This window comes from Microbacterium sp. Leaf436 (assembly GCF_001424715.1).
GTDB lineage: Bacteria > Actinomycetota > Actinomycetes > Actinomycetales > Microbacteriaceae > Microbacterium.
Map to the genome: position 1 here is coordinate 82,997 of NZ_LMRB01000002.1, position 12,417 is coordinate 95,413.

9 protein-coding genes are annotated in these 12,417 nt (G+C 71.8%); 5 read left to right on the forward strand and 4 right to left on the reverse strand.

The features are described 5' to 3' along the window. Positions 1 to 57: 57 nt before the first annotated feature. Positions 58 to 726, reverse strand: coding sequence for an alpha/beta hydrolase (locus tag ASG45_RS04695; RefSeq protein ID WP_055835804.1), 669 nt, complete (start codon positions 724 to 726; stop codon positions 58 to 60). A gap of 85 nt (positions 727 to 811) precedes the next feature. Between ASG45_RS04695 and ASG45_RS04700 the strand changes: the two genes are divergently transcribed. Both ASG45_RS04700 and ASG45_RS04705 read left to right on the forward strand, forming a co-directional pair. Continuing rightward, positions 812 to 1,426: an NUDIX hydrolase family protein gene (locus ASG45_RS04700; RefSeq protein ID WP_055833509.1), complete on the forward strand. Its 615-nt coding sequence runs from the start codon at positions 812 to 814 to the stop codon at positions 1,424 to 1,426. 89 nt (positions 1,427 to 1,515) lie between these two features. Continuing rightward, the gene (locus ASG45_RS04705) at positions 1,516 to 3,438 is read left to right on the forward strand and encodes a M3 family metallopeptidase (protein ID WP_055833514.1); all 1,923 of its coding nucleotides are present in this window, start codon (positions 1,516 to 1,518) and stop codon (positions 3,436 to 3,438) included. Positions 3,439 to 3,546: 108 nt separating this feature from the next. Here ASG45_RS04705 and ASG45_RS04710 read toward each other — a convergent pair whose 3' ends face one another. Beyond that, positions 3,547 to 4,614, reverse strand: coding sequence for a threonine aldolase family protein (locus tag ASG45_RS04710; protein ID WP_055833516.1), 1,068 nt, complete (start codon positions 4,612 to 4,614; stop codon positions 3,547 to 3,549). A gap of 119 nt (positions 4,615 to 4,733) precedes the next feature. Here ASG45_RS04710 and ASG45_RS04715 point away from each other — a divergent pair, with 119 nt between their 5' ends. Together ASG45_RS04715 and ASG45_RS04720 are read left to right on the forward strand one after the other, a co-directional pair. After that, positions 4,734 to 7,931, forward strand: a complete 3,198-nt coding sequence (locus ASG45_RS04715) for a DEAD/DEAH box helicase (RefSeq protein WP_200943392.1) — start codon at positions 4,734 to 4,736, stop codon at positions 7,929 to 7,931. 67 nt (positions 7,932 to 7,998) lie between these two features. Beyond that, positions 7,999 to 9,540, forward strand: a complete 1,542-nt coding sequence (locus tag ASG45_RS04720) for an MFS transporter (protein WP_082516455.1) — start codon at positions 7,999 to 8,001, stop codon at positions 9,538 to 9,540. Positions 9,541 to 9,615: 75 nt separating this feature from the next. Here ASG45_RS04720 and ASG45_RS04725 read toward each other — a convergent pair whose 3' ends face one another. Beyond that, entirely contained in the window at positions 9,616 to 10,314 is a 699-nt protein-coding gene (locus ASG45_RS04725) for an SDR family NAD(P)-dependent oxidoreductase (RefSeq protein WP_055835808.1), read from the reverse strand. A gap of 85 nt (positions 10,315 to 10,399) precedes the next feature. Continuing rightward, positions 10,400 to 11,797 (reverse strand): DUF6421 family protein, encoded by a 1,398-nt coding sequence (locus ASG45_RS04730; protein ID WP_156459371.1) that lies wholly within the window; start codon positions 11,795 to 11,797, stop codon positions 10,400 to 10,402. A 107-nt stretch (positions 11,798 to 11,904) separates the two neighbouring features. On the opposite strand from ASG45_RS04730, the gene ASG45_RS04735 reads away from it, so the two are divergent. Next, on the forward strand, positions 11,905 to 12,393 hold the full coding sequence (locus ASG45_RS04735) for an Lrp/AsnC family transcriptional regulator (protein ID WP_181016003.1): 489 nt from the start codon (positions 11,905 to 11,907) through the stop codon (positions 12,391 to 12,393). Positions 12,394 to 12,417 lie beyond the last annotated feature (24 nt).

Below are 12,417 nucleotides of genomic sequence, written 5' to 3' on the forward strand. Positions count from 1 at the left end.
CCTCGGGTGTCCGTCCCTTGCTTCGCGGCCTCTCGACCGAACGATCGACCCCTGTCGTCACCCCTCGGCCGGGGTGCCCCCCTCGGCCAGACGCGCCTCGAGGAACGCGCGCACGTCGTCGAGTTCGTCCTGCGAGACCGAGTGGGTCAGCCCGGGGTAGACGCGACCGCTCAGCTCGCTGTGGGCCGGCAACCACTGGGCCGTCATGTCGACGAGGTGCGCGGGGATGACGTCGTCGCGTGAACCGCGTCCCCAGAACACGGGCGGTCGTCGCTCGGCCAGCACGGCGTCGCCCGGAAGCTCGCCGGCGGCGGCGTACCCGGCCAGCACGACGGTGAAGGCCACCGCGTCGGGGTCGACGCGCAGGGTCTGCACCGCGACGGCGCCGCCCTGCGAGAACCCCAGCAGCCCGACCGGCCGCGGCCCGACCTCTTCGCGGATCCAGGAGAGCAGCCCCTCGGCGGCGCGCGTGATCGCGACGGGGTCGCGGCCGTCGAGACCCTCGATCGGGTACCACGACGCCCCGGGGGTGGGCCACGGCGGGGTGTGCGGCGCGCGCACGCTGGCCATCACGAAGTCGGCGGGCAGGTGCGGCACGAGCCCGAAGAGGTCGTGCTCGTCGGACGCGTAGCCGTGCAGCAGCAGGAGCACCGGCCGATCGCCGCGTTCCTCGGGCGGCGCGGACCAGCGCACGAGGGCGGAGTCGAGGGGAGGGTGGGTGCTCATGCGGCCCATTGTCGCAAAGGCCTCCGACATCCGCTGTGGGCGAAGACACGCGGCATCCGGGGCGGACGGTTGATATACAGGGATCATGCCCGTACGCACCCCCGACCCCGATTCCGGCGACAACGGCGACGAGAACGAATCGTTGTCGGCGTCCTTCTCGGGCGCCTCGGGGGGCCCGAACCCCAACCCGGGGTGGTTGAGCGAGGTGGAGCTGGCCGAGGCCCGCCGCCGCCTGCCGATGCTGTACGTCGAGGCGCTCCCCGTGCGCACCGACGGCATGGGGGCCGTCACCCAGGTCGGCATCCTGCTGCGGGCGACGCCTCTCGGCGAGATGACCCGCACGCTCGTGTCGGGGCGCGTGCGCTACGGCGAGACCGTGCGCGACGCACTGTTCCGCCACCTCGAGAACGACCTCGGCCCCATGGCCTTCCCCTCCCTGCCCCCGTCGCCGACGCCGTTCACCGTCGCCGAGTACTTCCCGATCCCGGGCGTCAGCGCGTTCCACGACGATCGCCAGCACGCCGTCGCGCTCGCCTTCGTGGTCCCCGTCACGGGAACCTGCGAACCGCGTCAGGACGCCCTCGAAGTGACGTGGCTGTCGCCGCAGGAAGCGGCATCCGAGGCCCTCTCCGACGAGATGGAGGGCGGGCGGGGCACGCTCATCCGCCTGGCGCTCGCCTCGGTCGGCGCGCTGCGCTGATCCCCTCGCGGATGCCGTTCCGCGGCCTGGCGGAGGCGTCGTCGGTCCTCGACGTTGCCGGTGTCGGAGGTCGTCCCTAGGGTCGGAGGATGCCGCATCCTCCCCTCGAACCCCTGTCCCTCCCGCTCGACCGCGCCGGCTGGTTGAGCTTCGCCGGGGAGCGCCCGGCCGAGCGTCTCGCCCGCGTGGCCGAGATCGACCGCCGTCTCGTCGCCGAGACGGCGCTGACCACGAGCGAGCGCCTCGACCTCTGGAACGACGCCGACATCGCGCTCGCCGAGGCCGCCGCGCCGTCGCACCTGCTCAGCGAGTGCCACCCCGACTCCGACGTGCGCGCCGCCGCCGAGGCGCAGGCCCAGGCGATCGACGCGGCGCAGGCGCGCCGGCTGCTCGATCGCGACCTGTGGCACGTGTTCTCCGACGCCGACGCCGCGGGCCTCGACGCCGCGCAGCAGCGCCTGCTCGACCACCTCCGGCGCGATTTCCGCCGCGGTGGTGTCGACCTCGACGACGCGGGCCGCGCGCGCGTGCAAGAGCTCGCCGACCGCGACACCGCTCTGTCGCAGACGTTCTCACGCCACATCCGCGAAGGACGCCGCGAGATCCGCGTCCCGGCCGCCTCGCTCGACGGACTCCCGGCCGATTTCCTGGCCGAGCACCCCGCCGACGACGAGGCCATGGTGACGCTGACCACCGAGTACACCGACCTCATGCCGGTGCGCGAGTACGCCCGCGACATCTCTGTGCGTCACGCCCTCGTCGGGGCGTACAACGATCTGGCGTGGCCCGAGAACGAGGCCGTGCTCGCCGATCTGCTCGCCGTCCGCGCCGAGCGGGCCGCCCTTCTCGGCTACGGCGATTGGGCCGATTACGAGACCGAGACGCGCATGATCGGGTCGAGCGCCGAGGTGCGCGCGTTCCTCGATCGGGTGGCCGAGGCCGTCGCCCCCGCCGCCGCGTCCGAGTACGCCCGCGTGCTCGAGCGCCTCCGCCGCGACGAGCCCGACGCCACCGAGGTCACGATCGCCGACTTCTGGTACCTGCTCAGCGCGCTCAAGCGCGAGGAGTACGACGTCGACGCACAGCTCGTCCGTTCCTACTTCCGCTTCGACCGCGTGCTCGACGGCGTCCTCGCCACGACGGCGCGCCTTCTCGATGTCGAGTACGTCCCCGTCGACGCGCCCTCGTGGCACGACGACGTGCGCACCTACGACGTGGTCCGCACGGGCGAGCGGCTCGGCCGCATCCACCTCGACCTGCATCCTCGCGACGGCAAGTACAACCACGCCGCGTGCTTCGGGCTCGTGCCCGGCATCACGGGGCACGCGCTGCCCGAGGGGGCGCTGCTGTGCAATTTCTCGCGCGGTCTGCTCGAGCACGACGAGGTCGTCACCTTCTTCCACGAGTTCGGTCACCTCGTGCACGACATCCTCGGCGGTCATCACCGCTGGGCGTCCTTCACGGGGATCGCCACCGAGTGGGACTTCGTCGAGGCACCGAGTCAGCTGCTCGAGGAATGGGCGTGGGATGCCGAGGTCCTGGCATCGTTCGCGGTGAACGACGAGGGCCAGGCCATTCCCGCCGACCTCGTCGCGCGCATGCGCACCGCCGACGCGTTCGGCCGCGCCCTCGAGGTGACCCGGCAGCTCGGACACGCCACGACGTCGTACCGCCTGCACGTCGAGCGTCCGACCGACCTTCAGGCTGCGGTCGACGGCTACTACCGGTCGGCGAGCCCGGTCACACCCCTCCCCGGGTCGCACTCGTACGCCGGCTTCGGCCATCTCACGGGCTACGGCGCCTGCTACTACACCTACCAGTGGAGCCTCGTGATCGCGCGCGACCTGCTGTCGGCCTTCGCCGGCGACCTGTTCGACGTCGAGACGGCGCTCCGCTACCGGCGCGAGATCCTGGAGCCCGGCGGAACCCGCGACGCGCGCGACCTGGTCGAGGCCTTCCTGGGTCGCGAGAGCACGTTCGACGCCTACCGCGACTGGCTGGCGGGGGCGTGATGCGGTGAGGGCCGCGGCATCCTGGATCGGATGCCGCGGCCCTCACGGTCGGCGGGGTCAGGCCGTCGGCGGGGTCAGGCCGTCGGTGGGGTCAGGCCGTCGGTGGGGTCAGGCCGTCGTCTCGCGGGCGATCGCGGCGACGAACGCGTCGATGTCCTCGGCGGTGGTGTCGAACGAGCACATCCAGCGCACCTCGCGGCGCAGCTCGTCCCAATCGTAGAAGCGGAAGCTCTGGCGGAGGCGGTCCGCGACACCGGCCGGCAGGGTCGCGAAGACACCATTCGCCTGCGTCGGCTGGGTGAACTGCACGCCCTGGATCGAACCGTCGGCGAGCCCCGCTTCGACGCCGGCGCGCAGGCGCTGCGCCATCGCGTTGGAGTGGCGGGCGTTGCGCAACCACAGGTCGTCCTCGAGCAGAGCCACCAGCTGTGCCGAGACGAAGCGCATCTTGCTCGACAGCTGCATGTCGAGCTTTCGCAGGTAGGTCAGGCCGGTCGAGGCCGCCGGGTCGAGAACGACGATGGCTTCGCCGATCATCGCTCCGTTCTTGGTCCCGCCGAAGCTCAGCACGTCGACGCCGGCATCGCGGGTGAACGCCCGCAGCGGCACGTCGAGGGCTGCGGCGGCGTTGGAGATCCGCGCGCCGTCCATGTGCAGGCGCATGCCGTGCCCGTGCGCGTGAGCGGCCAGGGCGCTGATCTCGTCGACGGTGTACAGGGTGCCGAGCTCGGTCGACTGGGTGATCGAGACCACGAGCGGCTGGGCGCGGTGCTCGTCGCCCCAGCCCCAGGCTTCGCGGTCGACCAGTTCGGGGGTGAGCTTGCCGTCGTCGGTGGGGACGGTCAGCAGCTTGATCCCGCCGACGCGCTCGGGGGCGCCGCCCTCGTCGACGTTGATGTGCGCGGTGGATGCCGTGATCACGGCGCCCCAGCGGGGGAGCATCGACTGCAGCCCGACGACGTTGGCGCCCGTGCCGTTGAAGACCGGGTAGGCCTCGACGCCGTCGCCGAGCAGGCCGGTGAACAGCTCCTGCAGGCGGGCGGTGTAGACGTCTTCGCCGTAGGCCACCTGGTGGCCCTCGTTGGCCGCGGTGATCGCGGCGAGGACGTCGGGGTGGATGCCGGAGTAGTTGTCGGAGGCGAAGCCGCGCACCGATGCGTCGTGGAGGGGAGTCACCGCTCCAGCGTAACGACCAGGGGCGCAACCCCTCCTCCCCAGGGCGCGAAGTCGGACTCCGCTCCCCATTCGGCCCGGCGCGCCGACCGGAGGTCGTCTGACCCGACGAGAATGAAGGGATGCACATGGACCCCGAGGCGCTCAGCATCGCCGGCGAGTTGTTCTCGCCGTCGGCGATGGCGCGTGCCGACCGGCTCCTCGTGTACGGCTCCGTCGAGGTCGGCGAGGTCAGGACGCTCGACGGTGTCCTCGTGGTGACGGCGCAGTCGTTCGGAGCCGCGGGCTACGAGCACCTCGAGCTGCGGGTGCCCACCGACCTCTCCCGTCTCGCCGGGTGGTGCTCGTGCGGGCGCGGACCCGAGTGCGAGCACGGGTGCGCGGCCGCGCTCGTGCTGTTCGATCGCGTGCTGTCGGCGGGTCGCCCGACGCGTCCGGAATGGCAGCGGTCTCTCGACGAGCTCTTCGCGGTCGCGCCCGCGGCGGCCACCGACGAAGACCCCGTCGAGCTCTGCCTGTTCCTCGCCGTCCGTCGCGGGGGTGGGCACGGCCGCAGCACCGCCCTCACCCTCACGGCGCGTCCCGGCATGCGCGGAACGCGCGGAACCTGGATCAAGGGGCGGGCCGGCTGGGCGGCGCTGTCGTCGCTCCCCGCCGATCCGCGGGCGCGCGCCGCCCTCGACAGTCTGGGCCGCGTCGGTCGATCCGGCCCCGGCGCGTTCCTGTCCGACGAGTGGATGCCGTTGTCCGCCGTTCCCCCGCACTCGCTGTGGTTGCACCTCGAGAACGTGCTCGCGGCCGGAGTGCCGATCGTGTCGAGCGCGGGCGCCCACCACCCGGTTCACCTCCCCGACGACCCGGCGGTGCCCGCGATGGCCGTCGATCGCCGTGGCTCCGCGGTGCTCCTGCGGGGGATCGTCGAGGGGATGGCCGACGAGGTCGCGGCGCGGCCGTCGTGGGTCGTGGGAGACCCCGCCGTGGCGGTGGCCTTCGTCGCGGATCGCGACGGAGACGACGAGCGCATCACCCTCGCTCGCCTGTCGACGCCGGTGGCCGACCCGCTGCGCGGTCTGCTCGCGCGCACGGGAGCCCTCACCATCGACGATGGCGGGTCCGAGACCTTCTTGCGCGAGTATCTGCCCCGTCTCCAGCTCGAGGCGCCCGTGGTGTCGCCGCGCGGCACCGTCGAGCTCCCCCCGGCGCCGCGGCCGGTCCTCGAGGTGCTCGTGGCGCACGGCTCGGGCTCGGCGACGCTCGCCACCCGGTGGGACCGTTCGGCGACGCGCGGACGCCGCGACGACGAGCACGAGCGCGGGGTGATCGCCGCCGTCGACGCCATCGGCGCCGACCTGCGCATCTCCCTTCCCCGTCCCCCGGCGACGGGTACGACTCCCGCCCGGGCGCTGACGGCGGCCGATGCCGCGATCCTCGCCGTCGAGGCCGCACCGCGCCTCGAGGCGCTCGACCACGTGCGGGTGCTCGTCTCCGGCGACGCGCTGACCTACCGGATCGCGTCGGAGGCCCCGTCCGTGCAGCTGAGCACGGGAGCCGACGACGGGAGCGACTGGTTCGACCTCCACGCCCGCGTGACCGTGGGCGACGCCGAGGTCGACTTCACCGATCTCTACACGGCCCTCGCTCTCGGCGATCGGGCGCTCTTCCTCGGCGACGGAACGTACGTGCGGCTCGACACCCCCGAGTTCGACCGACTGCGCGCGGTCATCGACGAAGCGCGCACCCTCGCCGATCGCCCCGAGGCGGGGATGAAGCTCAACCGCTACAACGTGGGACTGTGGGACACCCTGGCCGAGATGGGCATGATCGCCGCGCACGAGGCCGAGTGGTGGCTGCGCGTCCGGGGCCTCACCGACGAGGCCGCCCTCGCCTCGATCGACCCGCCGGCCGGACTCCGCGCCACGCTGCGCGACTACCAGCGCGCGGGCCTCGACTGGCTGCACTTCCTGCGCGCGCAGGGGCTGGGCGGGATCCTGGCCGACGACATGGGCCTCGGCAAGACGGTGCAGACGATCGCGATGATGCAGGCGGCGCTCGAAGCCGATCCGCTCATGCCCCCCTTCCTCATCGTGGCTCCCACCAGCGTGGTGGGCAACTGGGCGCGGGAGTGCGCCACGTTCGCCCCCGGGCTGCAGACGGTCACGATCACGGCCACGCGGGCGCGACGAAAGACGAGCATCGCCGAGGCCGCCGCCGGGGCGCACGTCGTGGTGACCAGCTACGCGCTGTTCCGTCTCGAGCAGGAGCAGTACGCCGAGGGGGAGTGGTCGGGCCTGGTGCTCGACGAGGCGCAGCAGATCAAGAACCCCGCCTCGCGCGGGTACCGTGCGGCACGGGCCCTGTCGGTGCCCTTCACGCTCGTGGTCACGGGCACGCCGATGGAGAACAACCTCCTCGAGCTCTGGGCCCTGGTGTCGCTCGTCGCTCCCGGTCTGCTGGGCACCCGCGAGTCGTTCACGACGCTGTACCGCACGCCGATCGAGAAGCATTCCGATGGCGCACGGCTCGACCTGCTGCGCCGGCGCATCCGCCCCTTCCTGCTCCGACGCACCAAAGAGCTGGTCGCCGCCGAACTCCCGCCGAAGCAGGAGACGATCCTCGAGGTCACCCTGCACCCCGCGCATCGCAAGCTCTACGACCGTCGCTTCCACCGGGAGCGTCAGCGGCTGCTGGGGCTGCTCGACGACGCCGACGGCAATCGCTTCGCGATCTTCCGCTCCCTGACGATGCTGCGCCAGCTCGCCCTCGACCCGGCCCTCGTCGACGAAGGAGAAGCGCCGTCGGCGAAGCTCGACGCGCTCGAAGAGCTCCTCGTCGAGGCCGCCGCCGAGGGGCACCGCGTCCTGGTCCTCAGCCAGTTCACGCGGTTCCTGCGCGCGGCGCGGCAGCGGTGCACCGACGCCGGGCTCGCGTCGGGCTACCTCGACGGCACGACGACCCACCGCCAGGCCGAGATCGACCGCTTCCGCGACGGCACCGATCCCGCGTTCTTCGTCTCGCTCAAGGCGGGAGGCGTAGGGCTCAACCTCGTCGAAGCCGACTACGTCGTGCTGCTCGACCCGTGGTGGAACCCCGCGGTCGAGGATCAGGCCATCGACCGCGCCCACCGCATCGGGCAGACGCGCCCGGTGATCGTGTACCGGCTCGTGTCGTCCGACACCGTCGAAGAGAAGGTGGTGGCGCTGCGCGAGGCCAAAGCCGACCTGTTCTCGCGCGTGCTCGACGGGGGCTCCGACGAGGGCGACGGCGTCTTCGCGGGTGGCCCGCGCCTCACCGCCGACGACATCCGCAGCTTGCTCGACTGACCGTCCCGCCGGCGGCGCCGAGCGCCGGGGTCTGGCCGATGTCGGAGGTCGGGTCTACCGTGTGGCTATGTCCGCATCGCCGCCCTCCGCCACCGCCCCGGCCGGCGCTCCGACGACCGGGAACCGCACCTTCCTCGCGGTGCTCGTCAACACCGCCGCGGCGAACGTCACGACCAGCTTCCTGTGGTTCGCGCTCACGTTCTGGGTCTATCTCGAGACCCGCTCGGTGCTGGCCACCGGCATCGTCGGCGGGGCGTACATGCTGCTGCTCGCCGTCTTCGCGATGTTCTTCGGGTCGCTCGTCGACCGCCACCGCAAGCATCGGGTCATGGTGTTCTCCGGGCTCGTCACCCTGACGGCGTTCCTCGTCGCGGGCGCCCTGTGGCTGGCCTTCCCCGAGGCGGCGCTGCTCGATCTGGGCGGTCCCTGGTTCTGGCTCTTCGCCGGCGTCATCCTGGCCGGAGCGGTCGTCGAGAACATGCGCAACATCGCGCTGTCGACCACGGTCACGCTCCTCGTCCCCGTCGAGCGCCACGCGAACGCGAACGGTCTGGTCGGCACGGTGCAGGGTCTGGCCTTCGTGGTCACCAGTGTCTTCAGCGGCTTGTCGGTGGGCTTCCTCGGCATGGGCGGCACCCTGGCCATCGCCATCGCGCTGACATTCGTCGCGCTGGTGCACCTGTTGACCATCCGCATCCCCGAAGAGCGCCCGGCCGCGGGCGCCGAGCCCGGCCCCCTGGTCGACGTGCGCGGGGCGATCCGCGCGGTGCGAGCGGCTCCCGGACTCTTCGCGCTGCTCATCTTCTCCACCTTCAACAACCTCATCGGCGGCGTCTACATGGCCCTGATGGACCCCTACGGTCTCGAGCTGTTCGACGTGCAGGTCTGGGGCGTCGTCCTCGGCGTCACCGCGACGGGGTTCATCGTCGGCGGCGGGCTCGTGGCGCGGTTCGGACTCGGCCGAAACCCCATCCGCACGATGCTGTGGCTCGTCATCGCGATGGGGGCGCTCGGTGCGATCTTCACCCTGCGGGACTGGTGGTGGCTCTACGTCGCCGGCATCTGGGTGTACATGGCGCTCATCCCCCCGGTCGAGGCTGCCGAGCAGACGATCATCCAGAAAGTCGTGCCGTTCGAGACGCAGGGGCGGGTGTTCGGTTTCGCCGCCGCCTTCGAGTCGGCGGCCGCGCCCGTCACCTCGTTCCTCATCGCCCCGATCGCCGAGTTCGCGATCATCCCCTACATGCGGGGCGGTGAGGGTCAAGCGACGTGGGGCTGGCTGGTCGGCGACGGAGCGTCGCGCGGCATTGCGCTCGTGTTCGTCTTCGCCGGACTGTTCATGGTGGTGGCCGCGTCGCTCGCGTTCCTCACGCGCTCGTACCGCACCCTCTCGCGGCAGTACCGCACGGCCGAGGTCAACGCCGACGTGGCGGACGGGCCCTCTCCCGTCGATGACCGCGAGGTGTCGGTGCACAACGCCGCCGCCCCGCCGATCGCCGACGCCGCAGCGACGACCGCGGCGTCTCCCGCGCGGACCGCCGACGCCGCAACGTCGACCGCGCACGCGACGCCGACCGCGCTTGCGACGCCGGACGACCCGCGCGGCTGACCCTGTCCGCGACGCCGCGAGACGCGCGCGGCTGAAGCTATCCGCGACGCCGCGGAACCCGCACCGCTGACGCGGTCAGGCGGGAGCGTCGATACCGATCGTCACGTCGTTCCAGGCGGTCGCGTCGTCATCCCACAGGGCGATGAACGACGCGGCGAGGGCGTCCTCGAGCCCCGACAGGCTGGTGACGCGGAAGATGACCGCCGCGGCCGTCGGCTCCCGCCCGGCGTCGCGGGCCGCTTTCGCGTAGCCCTGCGCAACCGCGCGCACCCAGGTCTCCGATGCCGCCTTGGCCGTCGCGTAGTTCGCCCCACCCGCGAGCGGACGTTCCACCGCGTTCGACGACACGATCGCCAAGCGCCCCGCGGGGGAGGCGCGCAGGTCGTCGTCGAACGCGCGGCTCACGTGTCGGAGCGCCGTCACCGACTGCAGCAGGAAGGCGAAGTCGTCGTCGCTCTGTCCGGCCAGGCCCCCGCCGCCCCGCCATCCACCGACCAGGTGCAGCAGGCCGTCGATGCGACCGTGCCCGGCGCGCACGCGATCGCGCAATTCACCGACGGCGCGCTCGTCGGTCAGATCGCAGCGTTCGACGGCGATGCCCGGCAGGTCCGCCGCCATCATCGCCAGACGTTCGTCGGAGCTTCCCACCACGACGACGCGCGCCCCGGTGTCGAGCAGTGCGCGCGCACAGGCGTGTCCGGCGGCGCTCGTTCCGCCCGCGAGCAGCACCGTGCGCCCCCGCACTCCCTCGTCGTCGTTCCGTGCGTCGGTCATCGTCATCCCCTCGCCCCCGGCCGGCCCCGACGCCCGCGTCGTCGTTCCCGCGAGAGCCAGGGTACGGCCGTACCCCGTTCCCGCGTCAGTCCGTCCCGCGGATCCCCTCGGTCGACGCGATCACGGGCCGCATCTTCTTCTCGAGCGCTTCGAAGAACATCGACAGCGGGAACTCGTCATCCAGGACGGCGTCGGTGTACCCCTTCGGGAGCCCGGCGAGTACGTCGTCCGAGAGTCCCCGCGCCCACACCGAGGCGGGGTGCGGGGTGACGACCGCGCGCACGAGGTCGTACGCGGCGAGCCAGTGTGCGACCTTGGGGCGGTCGATCGAGCGCCAGTACAGTTCGTCGATCGCGTCGGCCAGCGCGATGACCGCGGCGGGCACCTCGTCCCAGTCGAATGCGAGCGAGGTGTCGGTCCAGTGCAGCACGCGGTGCTGGTGCAGCCAGGCGAAGAGCAGCTGTCCACCGAGGCCGTCGTAGTTGCGCACGCGCGAGCCGGTGATGGCGAAGCGGAAGATGCGGTCGAAGATCACGGCGTACTGCACGAGGCCGGCGTGCTCGCGCATGGCGATCTCGGCGGCATCCAGGTCGTCGCGGGCCGACAGTCGGGCCTGAAGCGACACGCACTCGCGGAACGCCGTGAGGTCGCAGCGCAGCTCCTCGAGCGAGTAGAGGAAGAACGGCATCCGCTGCTTGATCATGAACGGGTCGAACGGCAGGTCGCCGCGCATGTGCGTGCGGTCGTGGATGAGGTCCCACATGACGAACGTCTGCTCGGCGAGGTCCTGGTCATCGAGCAGACGCGCGGCCTCGGCGGGCAGCTCGAGCTTGGTGATGTCGGCGGCGGCGCGGGTGACGCGACGGTAGCGCGCGGCCTCGCGGTCCTGGAAGATCGCCCCCCACGTGAAGGTGGGGACCTCGCGCATGGCGACGGTCTCGGGGAAGAGCACCGCGGAGTTCGTGTCGTACCCGGGTGTGAAGTCGATCAGTCGCAGCGAGACGAACAGGCGGTTGGTGTACTCGGTCTCGAGACGCGCGATGAACTCGGGCCAGATGGCCTCGACGAGCACGGCTTCGACGTGGCGGTTGCTCGAGCCGTTCTGGGTGTACATCGGGAAGACGACGAGATGACGGATGCCGTCGACCCGGTGCTCCTGCGGCTGGAAGGCGACGAGCGAGTCGAGGAAGTCGGGTGTGCCGAGGCCCTCGTTCTGCCAGCGCCGGAAGTCGGCGATCGAGGCCGTGAGGTAGGCGTCGTCGTGGGGGAACAGCGGGGTAAGCGCGCCGATGGCCTCGACGATCTCGTCGACGAGGGGACCGGCGGCGGCGGTGTCGTCGATCGAGCCGTCCTTCGCCTGCAGCGTGTGCAGCGCGGTGGCGGCTCGCTTGAGCTGAGCCCACGCGGGGGTGTGTTCGACGTCGTCGACGGCTCGGCCGTCGAGCAGATCGTGCGCGGCACGGGAAGGCGTGGCGATGGTCATGGCATCCTCCGATCAGGCTGTAAATATTCCTGCTGAAGTGGCATGCTAACGGAAAACTTACGGACACCGCCAGGGTGGCCCCCGCACGCCCTGCTACTGTCGAGCGCATGACCGAGGCCCCTGCCCGCGCCGCGCGCCTGGAGGACTCCGTCGACGCCGCGATCGTCCGCGAGATCTCGCTCGACGCGCGCGCCACGCTCTCGCACCTCTCGGAGCGCGTCGGGCTGTCGGTGTCGGCCGTGCAGTCGCGACTGCGCCGACTGGAGTCGCGCGGCATCGTGCGCGGATACCGCCCCGTGCTCGACGCCGAGGCGCTCGGCCGGCCCCTCGCCGCCTTCGTCGAGATCACGCCGCTCGATCCGGCCCAGCCCGACAACGCCCCCGAACTCCTGTCGCATCTGACCGCCATCGAGGCGTGCCATTCCATCGCGGGCGAGGCGGCGTACATGCTCTTCGTGCGCGTGCCCACGCCGCGCGATCTCGAGACGCTCATCCGCGACATCCGGGCGGCAGCCCAGGTCAACACCCGCACCACGGTGGTGCTGCAGACCTTCTTCGAGGCGCGCCCGATCGAGCCCGCCGCCTTCCCCGCGTGAGCGCGGCCGAGATACATCGCGAGA